The organism is Aquella oligotrophica (assembly GCF_002892535.1).
GTDB classification, from domain to species: Bacteria; Pseudomonadota; Gammaproteobacteria; order Burkholderiales; family UBA11063; genus Aquella; species Aquella oligotrophica.
Map to the genome: position 1 here is coordinate 2,260,141 of NZ_CP024847.1, position 20,393 is coordinate 2,280,533.

Sequence of the window (20,393 nt, forward strand, 5' to 3'; positions counted from 1 at the left end):
AACCTTTTTACTAAAATTTATGGCTGAAAAAAATCATCATAAGGATTTTAGAATCCGAAGCATAATTTCATCATTCTATTGTAGATTTCTTTGACAAACGAATCTTATTTTATCCTATAGCCACATTTAATATCAAAAAATATAGCTAGGCTTTAATCTGATGAATTTGTTTAAGATTAAGCCCCAATGCGATTACTAATAATATTAACCCTGATATACTAATACCACTCCACCCCAGTGAGTATAACAGAATGCTCCTAACCATGAACCGAATGCACCACCACAAAAATAACTTACCATATAAAAAGTATTTATCCGATTATATGCAGTATCTGACAAAGCAAAAATTCGCGCTTGGTTAGAAATTTGACAAGATTGAATCCCCAAATCAAGTAAAATCACGCCTACTATTAAACCCGCTATGTACTTTCCAAAGAAAAGAAAGCATAAATAACTTAAAATAACAATAACTATTGCCCCAGAAATCGTAGTTTCAGGGCTGCGGCGATCAGCCATTTTTCCAACAATTGGAGCGGCTATAACCCCGGTAACGCCGACCAATCCAAAAACACCTACCACTTGAGGCCCCATATTATAATGCGGTGAAGCCAACAAAAACGGTAATGTAGTCCAAAAAATACTAAAAGTAGCAAAAGTTAATGCCCCACACAAGGAAGCATCCCGAAGTGTTTTTTCTTCTTTTGCTATCTGAAAAATTGAAGTAAACAGCTCCAGATATTTTATTGGCTGTGGGTTATGGTAATTAGGCAAGTAAAAAATAACAATCAAGACAATAAGCAACATCAAAGCTGAAGCAATTAAATATACCATATGCCAGCCAAGATACTCACCAATAAAACCACTAACTGTTCGAGAGAGTAATATTCCAACAAATAATCCAGACATAATTTTACCAATGGCAGCACCGCGAGCCTTAGCATCAGCCAATTCAGCACCCAGAGGAATAATTAATTGTGGTGTTACAGAAAAAATCCCCAAGAGTAAGGTTGCAATTAAAAATACCCATAGACTTTGATTAATTCCAATAATCAGCAATATTATTACTGCACCAAGAGCAACAGTACAAATTAAGCGTTTTTTGTTGGCAATATCAGCCAAAGGCAATATAAATAGCATTCCAATTGCATAACCAACTTGAGTTAACATCGCCCCACTACCAACAGTGGTTGGGTTTACCTGAAATGAAATACTGATTTCTGCCAGTAATGGCTGTAGATAATAAAGATTAGCAACACTTACACCTGTTATTATTGCAAGCAACAATAATAATGTTGAAGTCAAAACTGGTTTCACATAACTCTCCCTTTAGTTGAGACCTAATCATAAATACAAGAAATAGCCCGTAAATTAAAAAAGTCTGTGTCGCCGAAAGATGATTTACATCGAATCCGAGATACACAGACTTTAAGATTAACACATTTATATCAGTTAGGCAGCAAAATTAATTATTTATTTACCCCCTTAATAACCATGCATTAGGTTAGCAAACAAAAATATATCAAAATAATATTTTGACCTACTCCTTATCCCACTTATTTAATTTTTGAAGTAAAGAATAGACTACTAATAAAACTTGCCGCCAAGATAACAACCAGAGCAGATAGACCTAGATTATAATGATGCCAAGCCTGCTGAATAATTGGTTGATCTAGCAAATTATGCGATGTCACTACCGAATTTCTCGGTAATTTATATGAATTATTTCCAATAATCATTCCTATCCCAGGTTGTAGAATTAAACCAGCAAACAAGTAGGAAATGGTCAAAATAATAGAGTTTGCAAGTGGACGTAAATAAACCTCCTTGAATGCTACTTGAACCTCTTGGAAAGCAAGCATACTCCCGCCACAACCAATACCGAATAAAATCTGGCATAATGTGCTAATAGCATAAGCCTCATCTGTTGGGAATCTTACATATAATGTAACTATCATCGCAACTAACAATAACAAACTAAAGCTGGCTGCAATCAAACGATTGCGTTTATATTTTGTTGATAAAGCTCCAGCGATAATACCGCCAATCGCAATTCCCAAAGGAATTGTTCCATTTAAAATAATTGCTTTTGTAGGGCTCATATTAAATACTACTTCGCGATATTTAACATTAAATAAATCTGCATAAGCCAAAATCGTTGCAAAAATGCCACCAAAATAAACTGTCGCAGCAATAAAACGTTTATTGGATAAAATAATTTTTAAGTTTGTAAAAATAGAACCCTGGTTTACCTCTGTCACCAACTGAATCTGTTTTGGCAAAAAGATAAAGATCAAGATAGCTGAAACCAGTAGAAAAATACTAATCAGATTATATGCAGCCTGATATGAATAAGTACTAATCAAACCACTACCAAAAATTGCAATTAATCCGGAAGCCACATTGCCAACACTTTGACTTAATGAAGCAAAGAAAGCAAATTGCTGGTTAAATTCCATTTCAACAATATATAATACTCCAACAAAAGTACACCCTAGCCCCAAACCAATAATTACTCGAGCAAGAATAAGAATACTAAAAACATGAGTATTTGCGAAAATAAATACACCAATTGCCGCAAGTAATGCAGAACAACCCAGTAAAAGTTTAGTAGATACCTTATTAATAAGATAACCTGAATAAAATTGAGAAAATGCAAAAACAGCAAAAAATGTTCCAGATAATATTGCAAGCTCAGTACTACCCAAATTATTTGCTAACTGAATTGGTAATGCATAAGCACCAAATAATACCGAACACATAATGCTGATCATGAATAAAAACTCAGTTGACAACCAGCGACAATAACTTAATGATTTCATATCTTTTTCCTATTATAATTTTTTTGTGGGCATATATCTACCATCCGATATATACCCCTTTTTATTTTGACAGTAATTTATTTCATTTTATTACCCATAATATAAGTATGCGCAACTGAACGATCATCACCAATAATCTGAAATGCAAATAACAAATCACGAATATCTTCACTTTGTTCAGCACGTACAGACAAATCACGGGTACTAGTTGAATCCAGTACAATAAAATCAGCTTCCTTACCGCTTTCGAAGCTACCTACATATGCATCAATTGACATAGCACGAGCAGCACCGAGAGTTGTTAAATAATAGTTTTCTAATGGATCCAATGGTTCTACCGAACGTGGATCCTCAGCAAAAGCCTTGCGTAATTGGGTTACCTTATACGCCTCACCCATAGTTTTCAGCATTGATAATGTAGTTCCAGCGGCATAATCAGTACCCATACCTACTGTAGCTCGATGCTTATTAGCTCTCTGCAAATTAAATAAACCACTACCAAGAAATAAATTTGAAGTAGGTAGGAAAGCACATGATGACTTACGTGCCACAATCAATTCAAACTCAGCATCATCTAACCAAACACAGTGCCCCATAATTGTTTTATCCGTCATTAATCCATAATGATCATAAACTTCAGTATAGTTTTTTAATCCAGGGAAGAGCTTGGTAACCATGTCTCCTGATTCTTTATTTTCAGCCAGATGAACTTGAATATGAATGTCCGGATAATCTTTTAGCAAAGCTTGCGTTGCTTCCATTTCCGCTGGACTTAACAAATAAGCTGAACGTGGGCTAATGGCATAATTAGTGCGACCGCGACCATTCCAACGATCAATCAAAGTTTTATTAAAATCATACACTTCATTTGGTGGTAAACAAGCATAGTCTGGTGTATTTACATCCATATAGGCACTTCCACCAATAACACGCATATTACGTTTCAAAGCAGCTTCAAATAACGCATCCGTTGAATTAGGTGAGATCGTGGCAAAAATTGCTGCACTGGTAGTACCATGTTTTATTAACTCATCCAAATATAGATTCGCAATTTTATCGGCATATTCACGATCAGCAAGCTTTCTTTCTGTAGGAATAGTGTACTTTCCTAACCATTGCACTAGCTGTTCCCCATATGATCCAACCATTTCCATCTGTGGATAATGCACATGAGAATCCATTAACCCTGGTGTAATTAACTTACCTGTATAATCAACAATCTCAGCATTTGGATATTTTGCCCGCAATTTATTATAATCACCAGCTTCAACCACTTTACCATCTTGTACATATAGTATCCCTTCCGGAAAAAACTGATATGCATTTTGAGTAAATTTAGGATTATCAGTAAAATAAAAAACAGATCCTTTATATCCTGTTAGAGTTCCATTATTTGTTGCATTAATCATTTTAGTGTTCCTGTTAAAAATTGTTTGTGCTCAGGACTCAATTATATTTTTAAGGACAAATAATTACTACTGTGTTTTTACACAGCTGAAGAATAACCCACTATTTTATAAACAATTATTTCAATCCTAGACTAGTAACAAGAGCTTTGAAAAAATGGAGTGTACAGATTTAGTAGATGAACATCACAGAAAAGTAAAAATGAAAATATCGTACAGAATAATATAGATGATTGATAAAAATTAACCAAAAGAATTAGGCTGGGATTAGTATGGGTAAATCAGGAATATCATGATATTTAATTTCAATTTGCTAAAAAAAGCAGCTAACTAAAAAGTTAACTGCTTTGATAAATCAGGTTAGCCGTGCAATTGACGCTTATCACAAGCTAATGCAGCCTCATGAGTTACTTCAGACAATGATGGATGTGCATGAATAATCCGCGCTAGATCTTCACTACTAGCCATAAACTCCATTGCCACTACAGCTTCACTAATTAGTTCAGAGACAAATGGACCAACCATGTGTACACCCAAAATACGATCAGTTTCTTCACATGCCAGCATTTTGACAAAACCAACATTATGACCTAGTCCAAGTGCACGTCCATTTGCCATAAAGCTCGCTACACCTTTTTTGAATTTTATACCTTCAGCAGTTAATTGCTGTTCAGTTTTACCCACCCAAGCGATTTCTGGATTAGTATAAATAACCCAAGGTATCGTATTAAAATCAAGATGTGGGTGTTGTCCAGCAATACGCTCAGCAACAATAATACCCTCATCTGATGCTTTATGCGCCAACATTGGCCCACGTACCACATCACCAATCGCCCATACATTAGGTAAATTAGTCCGGCAATCAGCATCAACTACGATAAAACCACGCTCATCAAGTTTAAGCCCTACCGCTTCAGGATTTAGTCCATTGGTATTTGGAATTCGCCCGATTGAAACCAGCAATTTATCACATTCAAGTTTCAGTTTTTCACCACCAAGTTCATAGTTAACCGTTACTTTTTTCTTAGCATTCTTGATTTCACCTATTTTAACTCCAGTTTTTATTTCAAGACCTTGCTTAACTAGATTTTTGTGTAATTCTTTAGCTACCTGTTCATCCGCAGCACCTAAAAACTTATCAGAAGCTTCTAAAACTGTTACTTTTGCCCCAAGGCGTGCCCAGACACTACCCATTTCCAAGCCAATTACTCCAGCACCAATCACACATAACTCTTTTGGTGTTTCGGTTAAATCTAAAGCACCTTCATTATCAAGGATGTTTACATTATCAGTTGCAATTTGTGGTAAATGACGAGAATTAGAACCTGTGGCAACAATTACATGAGTTGCACTTATTTCTTCTTTTTTGCCCTGATCATCAATACTAATTACCCATTTACCATCTTTATTAGCTGAAAAACTTGCCCAGCCATGTAATTCAGTAATCTTATTCTTTTTAAAAAGAAAAGAAATACCATTAGAGTTTTTATTAACTATATCTTCTTTACGTGCAATCATTTTCTTAACATCAATTTTTGGATTATCACAGCTAATACCATGATCAGCAAAACTATGCGTCAACTCAGCATAATTTTCCGAGGACTGTAATAAAGCTTTGGAAGGAATACAGCCAACATTTAGACAAGTACCACCCAGTGAATATTTATCCTTGCGGCGATAGCCATCGATACATGCAGTGCTAAAGCCAAGTTGTGCAGCACGAATTGCCGCTACATAACCACCAGGTCCACCACCAATTACTACAACGTCAAAGTTTTGCATATTTTTCCTATCATTATAAATATCAGGACTATATTCAGCTCTCAAGGCAATTAAAAATCACTACCTAATAGAGGTTAATCATGCCATAATTATAGCATACTCATTTATACTAAACAGATAAGCTCTTTCAGCAAAAGAAGCCAACGAAATAACGAACCTATGTGGTATAATTTTAAAAAGTTCGCTAGTTCTTTTCATAATTTTTTTCTTTTATAAGGCATAAAATATGTATGATGATATTTTGCTATTTATAAAATTAATTGAAGTTGGTTCATTTAGCAAACTATCTAATATTACTGGTGTAGCGCAGTCAACAATAAGCCGCAGAATAGCCAACCTTGAAGAAGAATTTAAAACTGAACTAATTATAAGAACCACCAATAATCTTCGTATCAGCAATGCCGGAACTTTTCTCTATGAAAAATTCAAGAATCATAAACTTTATCTTGAAAACACGATTTCTGAAGTAAGACAAAATTATGGTCTTGATACAAAAGGAATATTGCGGATTGCCTTACCAGTGTTATTATCAAAAAACATTATTGCGCCTTATCTAGGTCAGTTTTTGGAGGAGTTTCCAGACATTGATCTTATTTTATCATACCGTTCAAGTTACATCGATCTAATTGAAGAAGGATTTGACGCCGCAGTAACTACTTATGAACCAACCGCAAAAAGCTACAAAGTAATTCTCCTAAAGAAATTTTATATTCAATTATATGCTACACCAGAGTATTTGGCTAACAATGGTCCAATTGATACCCTAGATATTGCAATAAGTAAATCAACTGTTGGTTTCTTGAGTGTTGATGGTTCTTATACAAACGACTTTGTTGCAGTAAATACTATTACGGGAGAGACAAAAAATGGCACTATCCCCCATCCAAGAATATATATCGATAATCTAATCAATGCGTATGAATTAGCAAGCTCACATAAAATGATGATAACGGCATGGGATTCACTACTCGAAAACGAACTCGCAACTGGAAAATTGATAAAAATCCTACCTGAATACTATTTCCGTGAGATTACTTGTTATTTAATTCTTCCATCTCATACTCTCACCCATCCTCAACAATCATTTGTTAAGTTCATACAAGACTGTTATGCCCGGATAATAGACTAACCTAAAAATTCATGGTAATTATTAATGGCAGGGATAAACATTATTCATAAATAGCTATGTACAATTAAATGCCTATAATTATATAATAGTGACATATAAAATCTCTAGAAAACCAATTTAAAGAAAAAGGAAACTATGAATAACTCTTTATTTCGACTAACAATATTAAGTGGTAGTATAGGCCTAATCTTAACTGCTTGTAATAGTGGTAGCAGCTCTACAACAACTACAGGTCCAGTTGCTCAGGCTCTACCAGCAAGTTATCAATGTTTACCATCAAATCTACCTACAGGGACAAATAGTTCAAAAATTGCATATGCAGGGAATTGTTCTGTTGAATCTGCAACTGAAACAAACAATTTGCAAAAAATGGCTGTTGCTCTAGAAAAATATAATCCGCAAAATAATCAATTCCCTGAATCAGGGTTTTATAATAATTGTTCTGGCACACCAATTCAATACAATTCAAACACAGGTGTAACATTTGTTCTTACAGCCGCACATTGTGTTATTGGCACAACGACACCAAAACCAGCAGGAGCGCCAACCACAGCAGCAAACATTAATACTTACGTAGAATCACTAGGACATAATCAGGCATGGATTTATCAGGGAACTAATGCCGCTCCACTTTCGCTAGATCAATTAAATGCCCAAATTCTTGCTGTTTATGTTCCAAGCCAATACTGTCAAGGAGCCGCATATAATTATTTAGATGACGAAGGTATCTATTTGTGTGGTGATGATTCCAATATATCTTATATGAATGGTGACTTTGCTGTATTGAAGGTACAAACTCAGCTTGGCAAATCAGTAACAGTTGCATCAAACATAAAATTAGCTCCTTCAAATCTTAATTTGATTAGCACTAAAACTAATTTATTAGTTTTAGGATATGGCACAACTAATCCGAATGGCACAATTGATAGCGAGAACTCTCTAAATAGTAAGTTAAATTATATAAACACACAGTATTTTGGTACAAATAGTTATGGAACATGGTCGGGATCAATGACTATTATGAATGGGTATCTATTTAATAATATTTATTATGGTCTTATCTGTAATGGTGATTCTGGTGGCGGAGACTTTGCTTGGGATGGAAGCAATTGGAATCTAGTTGGTGTTCATTCTTGGGGTCAAATAGCTAACTCATCTATCTCACCAGTCGGAATGAACTGTGGAGTATATAGTCAAACATATGTTGCAAATGCTTCAGCTGATGTTCGCCAATTTAATTCTTGGATTAGTAATGTTTTAAATAATGATAATCAGACAACTGGATGTGCAGATCTCGGTAGTGCTTATGCGTGTGCAGCAGGAACTGGTAAATAACTCACAATAAGATCAACTGACCTGTTTATATTTATTACAGATCAATACAACAAACCCGGATAATGAACCTTGATTTATACAAAAGGTTTATTATCCGGCACGATATTTATTAGCAGATAGCATAACAACTCAAACCCACCTTGTACCATATGATTTTCTTCCAGCTCAAAATTCATTATCAATTGATCTGCCAAAAAAAACAATAACCAAAAACTCAGACTAAAAACAAATGCCAGATTAACTCTATTTAGCCATAGCGGCTTTTTCATAGTACATACGGCATAGACAAATAACCAGCCACTAATTGCTGAGCAAAGGATAATACAAAGATACAAAAATGCAGAAACCCATTCCGGTAAATGGTACATGCTTAATGATTTAACTAGAAATGGATAATTATTATCGGGTGCCCAAGTAGCCTTAATATAACCCAGATGTGCCAAACCACCAACAATATCCGTCCATAGTGCAATAAGCCACCATATGGCAAAAAATATAACAATAATCTGCTTAAATTTGCGCTGCATATTTTTCTGCTAAAAAAGGCAGGAAAATCCTGCCTTTAACAACCTTAAAGATCAAGCAACAAACGGGCAGGATCTTCTAGTGCATCTTTAATTGCTACCAGAGTTAATACTGCTTCACGTCCATCAATAATTCGGTGATCATAAGATAATGCCAAATACATCATTGGACGAACTACCACCTGACCATTCTCAACTACTGCCCGCTCTTTGGTTGCATGCATACCAAGAATTGCTGACTGTGGCGGATTAATAATTGGTGTACTCATCATTGAACCAAAAGTTCCACCATTAGTAACCGAGAAAGTACCACCAGTCAATTCTTCAATATCAAGTTTACCATCTTTAGCACGCTTACCGAAATCAGCAATCTGCTTCTCGATATCGGCAATTGACATATTTTCAGCATTACGCAAAATTGGCACAACTAACCCACGTGGTGAACCAACTGCAATCCCAATATCAAAATAACCATGATAAACAATATCTTCACCATCAACCGAAGCATTTACAATTGGATACTGCTTCATTGCTGCAATCGCAGCTTTAACAAAGAATGACATGAACCCTAATTTTACGCCATGCTTTTTCTCGAAATGATCTTTATATTTGGCACGCAAATCCATAACTGGCTTCATATTAACTTCGTTGAATGTTGTTAATATAGCATTGGTATGCTGGCTTTCAAGTAATCTTTCGGCAACACGTTTGCGTAGGCGACTCATCGGTACACGTTCTTCAATTCGTGAACCTTTACCACTCATAGCACCTAAAACATCTTCTTTAAGTACACGACCACCACGACCACTACCAGCAACGTTCTTTAGATCAACTCCATTATCAGCAGCAACTTTTGCTGCAGCAGGCATTGCAGCTACTTTTTCTGTTGAGCTAGCAACATTTGCAGCAGCTTGCTGAGTAGGAGCTTGTGCCACTGGCTCTGCAGCTTTAGCAGCTGGAGCTGCGGCTTCTGGTTTAACTGAAGTATCAAGATAAGCAATTAATTGACCACTAGTAACTGTATCACCTGGCTTACCAACTATCTCAACTAGTGCACCATCTTCAGGCGCAGGCAATTCTAAGACTACTTTATCAGTCTCCAAATCAATCAAATTTTCTTCGCGCTTGATAAACTCACCAACTTTTTTATGCCAGTTAAGTAATACCGCTTCACTAACCGATTCTGGCAGCTGAGGAACTTTAATTTCAATTTTCATAAATTATTTCCTAAATAAAAATTAATCATTTTGAACTTGACTTGGTTTATACATAATAGCTGAAATCAGGAATATTAGCTGTGCTATTCCCTGAATTAAGAACCCAACCAAAATAGGCATAGTAAAAACAGCTATTCTAAGAGTTACTAATGTTATCTTGAATGATTTATTTCCAGTAACTGCAACGGTTTCTTCCATTTGTTTCATTAGTTTATAAGTACACCAAGTAGCACCTAAACCAACTGCATAGGCAACTACCGACATGGTTAAAGATACTGAAATTTTATCTTGATATAAATAACCAATAACAGCAAAAAATACTGCAACAATACTTAAAACAGTAATGCCAATAAATGATTTCCATGCCCCCTTGATTAAACCAAGCACCTCAAGCTCACGATAGGTAAGGACACCAACTATAAAACCAACAAGGCTAAATACATGTCCAATTTTTGGCAAATATCCAAGTATATTGAAAATCAGGGCGACTAGTGCCAGTTTATTTAATTTACTCATGCAGTTTTTTGAATTCCTTTAAATGTAATACAACCAATTAGAAAAATAGGTTGCGCAAGAATCAGTAGCATAAAACCAATTAAAACAGGCACTGTATAAGCACCAAATTTGGTAAGAATGCCACTTATCTTAAACCATGCATTATCACACTTTTCGGCTACTATCAGCAAGCTTTTAGCAATAAAATAGTTAAGTATTGCAACAAATAATAGTAGCGCAAGAATTACTATTGCTACTAAAAACATAACCCCATGACTTTTATCTGTGTACTGGCTAACACCGAAATAAACCATTAACCCAGTTGGAACACCCGCAATCAGATATTGCGAAATACTAAAATTAAATAAACTAGTACCATAACCCATATCATCGATCCGTTTATACAGCATAGTTGTAATAATCAAACTGATAATCGAGATTATGATGCCAATCCCGAATGAGGAGGTGACACTACCCAGTATTAGGGTAATTAGTGCCATCCAACCCAATCGGTTAATACTAGAAACAGTCATGCCTTATTTTTTACCAAATGCAGTAGCTAAAAGATCCTGCAGTTGCTCATTATGCATGTGCGTAGAACCACAAGCTGGAGCTGCAGCTCTTGGTCTAGTAGCAGAAACAAATCTTCCTTTACCATCCAGACAATTATCCAGATCTTCACGAATCTGTAACCATGCCCCCTGATTATATGGTTCTTCCTGTGCCCACATAAATACTTTAGCTTTAGTATATTTAGCTAATTCAGCCTTGATAAACTCGGTCGGGAATGGATATAATTGTTCAACACGAATTATTGCCACTTTATCTTCAAGCTTATAATCAGCCCTAGCTTTTACCAAATCGTAATAAACCGGACCACCACATAAAATTACTCGTTCAGCAGTTTTTTTAGCAACTTCATCACCAATCACAAATTTGAAACTACCTTCAGTCAGCTCATCTACATGAGATAATGCATCTTTAAAGCGTAGTAGCTTTTTCGACATAAAAACAACTAGCGGTTTAACGTAGTTACCTTTAACCTGACGACGCAACAAATGGAACATTTGTGCCGAATTTGAAGGCATTACAACTTGAATATTATTTTCGGCAGCTAATTGCAAGAAACGTTCAAGTCTTGCTGATGAATGCTCTGGTCCCTGTCCTTCGTAACCATGTGGCAACATAAGTACCAAGCGGCTAAGATTACCCCATTTAGCTTCACCTGAAACAATAAACTGATCTATCATTACCTGCGCGCCATTGGCAAAATCGCCAAATTGAGCTTCCCAAAGTACTAAGCTTGGAACAGCCTCAAGACTATAACCATATTCAAAACCAAGAACACCTTCTTCATTAAGGATAGAGTCATAGATCTCAAAATAACTATTGTTTTTCGCATTATTAAGCGGGTAATAAATCCCCTCACTCAAACGTTTACGATTCATATCATGCCAAGCGGCATGGCGGTGGGTAAACGTTCCACGACAAATATCTTCACCAGTCAAGCGAATGCTGATACCTTCATCAAGCAATGCGGCATAGGCAAGAGTTTCTGCCATTCCATAATCAACTGGCTGATTACCGGCTGCCATTGCAATCCGAGTATCTACAAGTTTGTTAACCGTTGGATGAAGTTTGAAATCACCATCTGGTTTACGAGTTACTTTCTCGGCTAATTCAGCTAATTTTTTCTTACTAACTTTGGTTTTAACTTCATCAGTCCACTTAGCTTTTAACATTGCTTTAACATCAATAAAATAACGTGGTAACGGCTTCATTTTATCTTTAGCAACATGCTCGCCTTTGGCAAAACTACTACGATAATTATCAACCAATTCCTTTTCATCAGCTTCAGTAATAACACCTTCCGCAATTAACTGCTTGGCATATAGCGAACGAGTTCCCGGATGTTGTTTTACTTTGACATACATTAATGGCTGAGTTAATGTTGGATCATCTGATTCATTGTGCCCATGACGACGGAAACAAACCAAATCAATCATGATATCACGTGCATATTTGTGTCTAAAATCAATAGCAAAATCAGCAGCAAAAGCTACCGCACGTAAGTCATCCGCATTGACATGAATCACTGGTGATTCAACCATTTTGCCAATATCGGTACAATAGCGCGATGAACGATTATCATTGCGGCGTGAGGTAGTAAAACCAACCTGATTATTAACTACAATATGAATTAGACCAAGCCCACCATAAGCACGAGTTTCAGACATATTGTAAACCGCCTGATTAGTTCCTAGCCCAATCAGCGCAGAGTCCCCGTGTATCAAAACACCCATAACTTGATTTTTATTATCATGTAATCGATCTTGTTTGGCACGAACAATACCCTGCACTACCGGATTTACCACTTCCAAATGCGATGGATTATAAGCTAGAGAAGTATTTACTTTTTTACCATTTACGGTAGTATATTCACAGGCATAACCTTTGTGATATTTAACATCACCACTAGTGACAAAGTCATAATGAGGGTAATTACCATCAAATTCATCAATCAATTTCTGTGGCGCTTTACCTGCAATATTTACTAGCGTGTTTAGGCGACCACGATGTGCCATCCCAAGACATACATCATTAACGCCATTATCTGCAGCTTTAGTTATGACTCTATCCAACAGTGGAATTAAAGAATCCCCACCTTCCAGGGAGAAACGCTTTTGCCCAACATATTTGGTATGTAAAAATCTCTCTAAACCATCAGCCTCAGTAAGTTTTTGAAGGATTTGTTTTTTCTCAGCATTATCCAGTTTAAATTTAGGATAGTTTTCTTCGATATAATTGCGAATCCACTCCTGCTCGGCTAATTCACTAATATAAGTAAATTCAAAGGCTGCAGAACCACAATAGATAGATTCATATTGAGCAATAATATCTTTTAATTTAGCTTTTTTTGCACGTCTAAGATCATAATCATTAAAAAATTCATTCTCAAGTTCATTGGCTAAACCATAAGTTTTATAATCTAACTCAGCCGGGCGCTCAATAATTTCACGCTCTAATGGATCAAGTTTGGCAAATTTATGCCCAAATGTCCGATAAGAAGCAATTAATCCGTAAACAGCAGTTTGTGCACTACTCATTACCTCACTACCACCAGCAAGAGCCAGTGGGTTACTAGTTAAAATCGTAAACTTCTCTTTTATATCATTATGATTAACATCACGGGTAGAACCATCTTGAATTGAATCAAAATAACTTCGCCATTTACTATCGATATTTTCAGGGTTTTCAAGATAAAGCTCGTATAGCTCTTCTATAAAATCACCATTTGAACCAAAAAGATAAGAGGATTTCCACTGATCGCGCATGTTTTGCATTTTTTCACCCGTAAGTTAAATTGCATTAGTCAAAATATTATTATCAAAAGATAGAAGAATTAATTTTATACCAATTTCATCATTCGCAACATTAAAATCTGCAAATATATCCTGAAATTTATACTCTGAAACTAAAAAATATCAGTAATTATAAACCATAATTGGTTACGCAATTATTACCCGCAGCATTACACCAATCTTGTGGACTTGCTGAGGTTATAATACTTTCTATCCAGCTATAGTAGCTTCCAACATTGGTTGCCGCATTTGGCAAATAATTATAATAAGTCCCACAAGCATCATCTGGACCATACGTATGCTCGGATAGTAATATCCACTTTTGCCCAGTCCAGAATAAATCCCCACCACCAGAATCACCACCACATATCAGTGCGGCATAGCCATTGCTAGCGCTATTGAAGAAGCTATTGTATAAATAATGATACCCATTAGTATCAGTCTTATCATAAAAATAATTCGCTACATAAAACATTGTACCACGAGGTAAATCGCTATCTGGGCTTGCAGGTGTCTGGGTATTCAAACCATAGCCAACTGAAAGTATTGGAGCCATACTAAGCTCTTGTGGATATTCACTCTCTGGCACTACTGTAGGATATGATTCAGGATTGGCATATTTACCAGGAATCTGGATTATTGCCAGATCATTACCCTGTCCACCAGCTACACCATCTCCAGCCGTAAAATTAGGACAGCCACCAGGTTTATCAAAAGTAGCACCATAACAGTAATTTTTCATCAGATACACGGCAGTAGTAGGAAAGGACTCATACCACCCAGTATCTTGACTTACACCATTATAAACAGAAACTAGATTATTGGCTACCAAATCATTAGCTGTCAATGTGTCTGCCAGCGGTTTTGCGGGAATAAAACAATGTGCAGCCCCAACTAGAAAAGTAACGTTCTCTTTAGGATTGTAATAAATTGGAGTAGCTGAACAAATATATTTCCCCATTCTTACATACGCACTAAGGTTAGTTATATTTGTTTGAGTATTCCGTCCATAGGCAATTTTACTACTCATAGCCGCTGAAGAAGTAAATGTAGGAAAATATGCCTCCGGATAATCAGTAAATCCCGGTGGATTTCCCAGTTGGGAATAAGAAATACCGTTATAGCTACCTGAAGTTTGATATGGATATGGAGTCACAGAATTATTACCACCTCCGCCACTATTACAGGAAACAGTGGACAATGAAGCAATAAAAACAACTAGACCAATTAAATATTTTTTCATCTACCTGATTCAGAAAAAACAACAGGCAGAAATATATAATCTGCCTGTTGTATACGGATTAAACTATTTACGATCTGCCACAGCTACATAATCACGAGCAGCATAACCAGTATATAGCTGGCGTGGACGACCGATTTTAAGATCAGGATCTTCAATCATTTCCTGCCATTGAGCTAACCAACCAACTGTCCGTGCTAAGGCGAAGATAGCAGTAAACATTTCCGTTGGAATTCCTATTGCACGTTGAATAATACCTGAATAGAAATCAACATTTGGATAAAGTTTCTTCTCGATAAAATATGAATCTTCCAAAGCAATTTTCTCGAGTTTCATTGCCAATTTGAAGAGTGGATCATCATGTTTACCCAACACGTCTAGCACTTCATAACAAGTTTTACGCATAATGCTCGCACGTGGATCCATGTTTTTATAAACGCGATGACCAAAGCCCATCAAACGATATTTTTTATCTTTAACGCCTTGCATAAATACATCAACACGTGATTCATCACCAATTTCATTTAGCATTTTCAATACCGCTTCATTAGCACCACCATGCGCAGGACCCCATAAGCATGAAACCCCGGCAGCAATAGCCGCAAACGGATGTGTACCAGAACTACCAGCTAAACGCACGGTTGAAGTTGAAGCATTCTGTTCATGATCCGCATGTAACAACAAAATACGATCAAAAGCTTTAGCAATTACTGGATTTGGTACATATGGTTCACATGGCGTTGCAAACATCATATATAAGAAGTTTGACGAATAATCAAGGTCATTACGTGGATACATAAATGGTAAACCTTGACCATAGCGATAACACATCGCCACAATTGTTGGCATTTTAGCAATTAGACGAATAATCGCAATTTTACGGTGTTCTGCATTTTTGAAGTCAAAAGCTTCAGGATAAAATGCTGCCATGGCACTAACTGCACCAGCCAACATTGCCATTGGATGTGAGTCACGACGGAAGCCTTTGAAGAAGCTTAAAAACTGATCATGCACCATAGTATGATAACGAATGGCTGTTTCAAATTCCTCTTTTTGAGCTTTGGTTGGTAACTCACCATTTAGTAGCGCATAAGCACCTTCCAAATGCGAAGAGTGTTCAGCTAATTGCTCAATCGGGTAACCACGATAGAATAATTGTCCTTTATCACCATCAATATAAGTAATCTTTGATTCACAAGCTGCTGTCGCCAAAAAGGCCGGATCATAGCTCCAGAAACCTGACTTACCAAAGGCACCAAAATCAACTACATCCTGCCCCAAAGTAGCCTTATAAACTGGATATTCAGCGGTCTGTCCATTACCAAAGTCAACTTTAACCACGCGTTGATTCTGAGTCTCAACCTTATTTTCTTTAACGTCTGTCATAGTACTTTCCTTATAAAAATCAACCTGAGCTATTTCATCAATTAACATCTGGAAAAGAGGATCAGCCAACCGGACTTTCCCCTGAAAAAGCTGTAATAGATCACCATCTTCAAATTCAAGCAATTGTTGATAGTAACCCAATTGCACCTCATTCATTCGGGCAAACCTGCCTTCATTAATAAAGCGCTCAAAAAAAAGATCAAGTTCCAGAATTGACCGACGCGAACGCCACTTCATTTTTTCAATAGATATATAATCCATGACTTTCACAATAGCCTTAAAAAATATACAATCCCCAAATACTTATATATTCAAATTACGCAATACGGGCAACCATCATTTCCTTGATTTTGCCAATAGCCTTAGTTGGATTCAAGTGCTTAGGACACACATCGACGCAATTCATGATTGTATGACAACGGAATAGGCGATATGGATCATTTAAATCATTTAAACGTTCATTAGTTGCCTGATCACGGCTATCTGCCAAAAAGCGGTAAGCATGGAGTAACGCTGCAGGCCCCAGAAACTTATCAGGATTCCACCAAAAAGATGGACATGATGTTGAACAGCAGGCACAAAGGATACATTCAATAACACCATCAAGATCTTTGCGATCTTCTGGCGACTGCAACCGCTCACGCTCAGGCATTGGCCGTTCATCAATCACATACGGCTTGATTGAGTGATATTGGTGAAAAAATTGCGTCATATCAACAATCAAATCACGAACCACAGGTAAGCCCGGAATTGGGTTCAATACTACTGGCTCTTTCAAATCAGCAAGATCAGTCAGACATGCCAATCCATTCCGTCCATTAATGTTCACCGCATCGGAGCCACAAACCCCTTCACGACATGAGCGACGGAAAGAAACCGAATCATCCAGCTCTTCCTTAATTTTCACTAAAGCATTTAATAATTTTTTATCCTGATCGCCCAGTTCTACCTCATAGTCTTTATAATAAGGTTTTTTATCAACTTCTGGATTATAACGATAAATTGAAAATTTCATTTTTTTAGACATCATATTCTCCTAGTATACACGTTTTGCAGGTGGAATATAATCTACAGTCAATGGTTTGGTATGAACTTCTTTATATTCCAAACGATTACCATTACTATAGTACAGTGTATGTTTCATCCACTTTTCATCATTACGATCAGGATAATCTTCTCGCGCATGTGCTCCACGTGACTCTGTCCGTTCACGAGCAGCAACCATTGTTGCAACCGCAACTTCAATTGTATTCAAAAATTCAAGGGCTTCGACTCGTGCGGTATTGAATACTTTTGATTTATCACTAATACTGACATTTTGAGCACGCTTGTACACCTCAAGAATCCGCTCAACACCTTCATCTAAAACTTTTTGAGTTCTAAATACTGATGCATGCTGTTGCATACATACCTGCATATCATGGCGCACATCGGCAAGCTTATCACCAGTATTTGCTTCTAATTTAGCCAAGCGAGCCAATGTAAATTCTGCTGCATTTTCGGGCAATGGCTTAGGCTCTTCCAAAGTTTTTACAAAGTCAATCACACTATTACCTGCTGACTTCCCAAATACCACCAGATCAAGCAAAGAATTAGTCCCTAGACGGTTTGCACCATGAACCGAAGCACATGCACACTCACCCGCAGCGTAGAATCCTTTGACGATTTTCTCATCAACACCATCCATTACCTCACCTTTATAATTGGTAGGAATCCCACCCATCATATAATGGCAAGTCGGAACAACCGGAATTGGCTGTTTAACTGGGTCAATACCAAGGAATTGAATCGAAATCTCACGAATACCCGGCAAACGCTGATCAATAACCTCAGCACCCAAATGATCAAGCTTTAATAGTACATGATCTTTATTTTTACCACAACCGCGACCTTCATTTATTTCAACTTGCATGGCACGGGAAACAACATCACGTGAAGCAAGATCTTTGGCAGTCGGAGCATAACGTTCCATAAAGCGCTCACCATTGGCATTTAACAAATAGCCACCTTCTCCGCGTACACCTTCGGTAATTAATACACCAGCACCGGCTAAGCCTGTTGGATGGAATTGCCAAAATTCAATATCTTCAACTGGCAAACCAGCACGCAAAGCCATACCAACACCATCACCAGTATTGATGAATGCATTAGTTGATGCCTGATAAATACGCCCTGCTCCACCTGTAGCAAATAAAACCGCTTTGGCATGAATAATATAAACCTGTCCAGTTTCCATCTCAAGAGCTGTAACACCAACTACATCGCCATCTTTATCACGGATAAGGTCTAATGCCATCCATTCAACAAAGAAATGAGTTTGCAGTTTAACGTTACGTTGATATAAAGCATGTAACATCGCATGCCCAGTACGGTCAGCAACAGCGCAAGCACGACGAACTGGTTTTTTACCAAATTCGGCCATGTGCCCACCAAATGGTCGCTGATAAATCTTACCATTTTCTAAACGATCAAATGGCATACCATAATGCTCAAGCTCAGCAACGGCATCAGTTGCCTGTTTACACATAAATTCGATAGCATCTTGATCACCAAGCCAGTCGGCACCTTTAACCGTATCGTACATATGCCAATGCCAGTTATCTTCCTCTGAATTACCAAAAGAAGCAGAAATACCGCCTTGTGCCGCAGCCGTATGAGAGCGGGTTGGAAATACTTTTGACAATACTACTGTTTTAACCCCAGCTTCGGATAATTGTAATGCAGCACGTAAACCAGCACCACCACCACCAACTACTACGGCATCAAATTTTAATACAGGAACACTCATCAATTTATCCTTTTCTATGCCCACAAGATTTCTACCGAGTAGATAAGACTACCCAATAACCACAAGACTGTCAAAGTATGTAAAACCAGACGTAAGCCAAAAGATTTTGCATAATCCATCCATAAGTCGCGAATCCCGACCCAAGCGTGCAGAATCACAGCTAAAATAACGATTTGAGCAAATACTTTTACAAAAACAAAGCTAAAAAACTGTTGCCAGCTAATGAAGTTGGAGTCAATTACCTCATTTGCCAAAATAAGAAAAGCAAAAACCGCAATTATGCCAACCAGCATTATCACCGCAGTAATTCGCTGCTGCAACCAACTATTTATTCCATAACCAGCACTCAATACACGACGCTGCTTTACCATATTAACACTCCAAGAAATACAGTTAGCAATAAGCTTACAACCATAACCCAGCGCGCCGTTTTTTGCGCGGTTCCTTTTTCTATACCCTTATGCATATCCAAGAACAAGAACCTTACTCCAGCACACATATGATGCATTATTGCCCAGATTAAAACAATATAAACCACCTTCATAAAGGCACAGGTTGCTACATTGTAAGAACTGGAATAGAACTCGGCACTGGTTAGTGACTTGTGAAAAAGATATAAAACGAAGGGAATCGCGAGAAACATCAGGACACCTGATGCGCGGTGTAAAATTGAAACTTTAGCAGTAATCGACATCTTGGAGCCAAGTTTTGGCAAATCCAAGTACTTTGGTCTTTGTTGCTGTTCCATAGAGACCTCATAAAATATTAAAAAACAGCTGAATTTTACCACAGTCAGATATACCTTGACCAACAATAATTAATAGTTAAAATTTCTATCTAGCAGATGGAATATGAAAGCTGGTCATGGAATTAAAATTCCATATAAAAAAACAATAAAAAAAGCTACGGA

The 20,393-nt window shown here is 37.0% G+C and carries 17 protein-coding genes; 2 read left to right on the top strand and 15 right to left on the bottom strand.

The window, feature by feature from the left end; genetic code table 11:
• Positions 1-204: 204 nt before the first annotated feature.
• The 4 genes from CUN60_RS10310 to lpdA all read right to left on the bottom strand — a co-directional run bounded on the left by CUN60_RS10310 (position 205) and on the right by lpdA (position 6,007).
• Complete coding sequence (locus CUN60_RS10310) at positions 205-1,314, bottom strand: MFS transporter (protein WP_222593260.1); 1,110 nt, start codon at positions 1,312-1,314, stop codon at positions 205-207.
• Positions 1,315-1,553: 239 nt separating this feature from the next.
• Positions 1,554-2,819: an MFS transporter gene (locus CUN60_RS10315; protein ID WP_102951961.1), complete on the bottom strand. Its 1,266-nt coding sequence runs from the start codon at positions 2,817-2,819 to the stop codon at positions 1,554-1,556.
• Between the two features lie 77 nt (positions 2,820-2,896).
• The gene (gene guaD, locus CUN60_RS10320; protein WP_102951962.1) at positions 2,897-4,228 is read right to left on the bottom strand and encodes a guanine deaminase; all 1,332 of its coding nucleotides are present in this window, start codon (positions 4,226-4,228) and stop codon (positions 2,897-2,899) included.
• Positions 4,229-4,585: 357 nt separating this feature from the next.
• Complete coding sequence (gene lpdA / locus CUN60_RS10325; RefSeq protein WP_102951963.1) at positions 4,586-6,007, bottom strand: dihydrolipoyl dehydrogenase; 1,422 nt, start codon at positions 6,005-6,007, stop codon at positions 4,586-4,588.
• Between the two features lie 226 nt (positions 6,008-6,233).
• Between lpdA and CUN60_RS10330 the strand changes: the two genes are divergently transcribed.
• Together CUN60_RS10330 and CUN60_RS10335 are read left to right on the top strand one after the other, a co-directional pair.
• On the top strand, positions 6,234-7,136 hold the full coding sequence (locus tag CUN60_RS10330; RefSeq protein WP_102951964.1) for a LysR family transcriptional regulator: 903 nt from the start codon (positions 6,234-6,236) through the stop codon (positions 7,134-7,136).
• 135 nt (positions 7,137-7,271) lie between these two features.
• Complete coding sequence (locus CUN60_RS10335) at positions 7,272-8,471, top strand: trypsin-like serine protease (protein WP_158649388.1); 1,200 nt, start codon at positions 7,272-7,274, stop codon at positions 8,469-8,471.
• 74 nt (positions 8,472-8,545) lie between these two features.
• On the opposite strand, the gene CUN60_RS10340 is transcribed toward CUN60_RS10335, so the two are convergent.
• The 11 genes from CUN60_RS10340 to sdhC all read right to left on the bottom strand — a co-directional run bounded on the left by CUN60_RS10340 (position 8,546) and on the right by sdhC (position 20,231).
• Positions 8,546-8,998 carry a hypothetical protein gene (locus CUN60_RS10340; RefSeq protein WP_102951965.1) on the bottom strand — a complete coding sequence of 151 codons (453 nt, stop codon included), beginning with the start codon at positions 8,996-8,998 and terminating at the stop codon, positions 8,546-8,548.
• 44 nt (positions 8,999-9,042) lie between these two features.
• On the bottom strand, positions 9,043-10,212 hold the full coding sequence (odhB, locus tag CUN60_RS10345; RefSeq protein WP_102951966.1) for a 2-oxoglutarate dehydrogenase complex dihydrolipoyllysine-residue succinyltransferase: 1,170 nt from the start codon (positions 10,210-10,212) through the stop codon (positions 9,043-9,045).
• Between the two features lie 21 nt (positions 10,213-10,233).
• Positions 10,234-10,728, bottom strand: a complete 495-nt coding sequence (locus tag CUN60_RS10350; RefSeq protein ID WP_102951967.1) for a hypothetical protein — start codon at positions 10,726-10,728, stop codon at positions 10,234-10,236.
• On the bottom strand, positions 10,725-11,240 hold the full coding sequence (locus tag CUN60_RS10355; RefSeq protein WP_102951968.1) for a DUF996 domain-containing protein: 516 nt from the start codon (positions 11,238-11,240) through the stop codon (positions 10,725-10,727). Before CUN60_RS10355 ends, CUN60_RS10350 begins: the two co-directional genes overlap by 4 nt.
• Positions 11,241-11,243: 3 nt before the next feature.
• Positions 11,244-14,051 carry a 2-oxoglutarate dehydrogenase E1 component gene (locus tag CUN60_RS10360; RefSeq protein ID WP_425266145.1) on the bottom strand — a complete coding sequence of 936 codons (2,808 nt, stop codon included), beginning with the start codon at positions 14,049-14,051 and terminating at the stop codon, positions 11,244-11,246.
• Between the two features lie 148 nt (positions 14,052-14,199).
• On the bottom strand, positions 14,200-15,312 hold the full coding sequence (locus tag CUN60_RS10365) for a trypsin-like serine protease (RefSeq protein WP_102951969.1): 1,113 nt from the start codon (positions 15,310-15,312) through the stop codon (positions 14,200-14,202).
• Positions 15,313-15,375: 63 nt separating this feature from the next.
• Positions 15,376-16,956, bottom strand: coding sequence for a citrate synthase (gene gltA, locus CUN60_RS10370; protein WP_102951970.1), 1,581 nt, complete (start codon positions 16,954-16,956; stop codon positions 15,376-15,378).
• Between the two features lie 55 nt (positions 16,957-17,011).
• Positions 17,012-17,725, bottom strand: coding sequence for a succinate dehydrogenase iron-sulfur subunit (locus CUN60_RS10375; RefSeq protein ID WP_102951971.1), 714 nt, complete (start codon positions 17,723-17,725; stop codon positions 17,012-17,014).
• Between the two features lie 6 nt (positions 17,726-17,731).
• Entirely contained in the window at positions 17,732-19,483 is a 1,752-nt protein-coding gene (gene sdhA / locus CUN60_RS10380) for a succinate dehydrogenase flavoprotein subunit (protein WP_102951972.1), read from the bottom strand.
• A 14-nt stretch (positions 19,484-19,497) separates the two neighbouring features.
• A complete protein-coding gene (sdhD, locus tag CUN60_RS10385; RefSeq protein ID WP_102951973.1) occupies positions 19,498-19,854 on the bottom strand; it encodes a succinate dehydrogenase, hydrophobic membrane anchor protein in 357 nt (118 codons plus the stop codon).
• Positions 19,848-20,231, bottom strand: a complete 384-nt coding sequence (gene sdhC / locus CUN60_RS10390) for a succinate dehydrogenase, cytochrome b556 subunit (RefSeq protein ID WP_102951974.1) — start codon at positions 20,229-20,231, stop codon at positions 19,848-19,850. The genes sdhD and sdhC overlap by 7 nt, the downstream gene beginning before the upstream one ends.
• Positions 20,232-20,393 lie beyond the last annotated feature (162 nt).

Excerpts from the sequence above, each read along its gene's own strand:
- CUN60_RS10365 (WP_102951969.1), bottom strand. The coding sequence starts at position 15,312 with ATGAAAAAATATTTAATTGGTCTAGTTGTTTTTATTGCTTCATTGTCC.
- CUN60_RS10330 (WP_102951964.1), top strand. The coding sequence starts at position 6,234 with ATGTATGATGATATTTTGCTATTTATAAAATTAATTGAAGTTGGTTCA.
- lpdA (WP_102951963.1), bottom strand. The coding sequence starts at position 6,007 with ATGCAAAACTTTGACGTTGTAGTAATTGGTGGTGGACCTGGTGGTTAT.
- CUN60_RS10335 (WP_158649388.1), top strand. The coding sequence starts at position 7,272 with ATGAATAACTCTTTATTTCGACTAACAATATTAAGTGGTAGTATAGGC.
- sdhC (WP_102951974.1), bottom strand. The coding sequence starts at position 20,231 with ATGGAACAGCAACAAAGACCAAAGTACTTGGATTTGCCAAAACTTGGC.
- CUN60_RS10375 (WP_102951971.1), bottom strand. The coding sequence starts at position 17,725 with ATGATGTCTAAAAAAATGAAATTTTCAATTTATCGTTATAATCCAGAA.
- odhB (WP_102951966.1), bottom strand. The coding sequence starts at position 10,212 with ATGAAAATTGAAATTAAAGTTCCTCAGCTGCCAGAATCGGTTAGTGAA.
- CUN60_RS10360 (WP_425266145.1), bottom strand. The coding sequence starts at position 14,051 with ATGCAAAACATGCGCGATCAGTGGAAATCCTCTTATCTTTTTGGTTCA.
- CUN60_RS10355 (WP_102951968.1), bottom strand. The coding sequence starts at position 11,240 with ATGACTGTTTCTAGTATTAACCGATTGGGTTGGATGGCACTAATTACC.
- CUN60_RS10340 (WP_102951965.1), bottom strand. The coding sequence starts at position 8,998 with ATGCAGCGCAAATTTAAGCAGATTATTGTTATATTTTTTGCCATATGG.
- guaD (WP_102951962.1), bottom strand. The coding sequence starts at position 4,228 with ATGATTAATGCAACAAATAATGGAACTCTAACAGGATATAAAGGATCT.
- gltA (WP_102951970.1), bottom strand. The coding sequence starts at position 16,956 with ATGGATTATATATCTATTGAAAAAATGAAGTGGCGTTCGCGTCGGTCA.
- sdhA (WP_102951972.1), bottom strand. The coding sequence starts at position 19,483 with ATGAGTGTTCCTGTATTAAAATTTGATGCCGTAGTAGTTGGTGGTGGT.
- CUN60_RS10315 (WP_102951961.1), bottom strand. The coding sequence starts at position 2,819 with ATGAAATCATTAAGTTATTGTCGCTGGTTGTCAACTGAGTTTTTATTC.
- sdhD (WP_102951973.1), bottom strand. The coding sequence starts at position 19,854 with ATGGTAAAGCAGCGTCGTGTATTGAGTGCTGGTTATGGAATAAATAGT.
- CUN60_RS10350 (WP_102951967.1), bottom strand. The coding sequence starts at position 10,728 with ATGAGTAAATTAAATAAACTGGCACTAGTCGCCCTGATTTTCAATATA.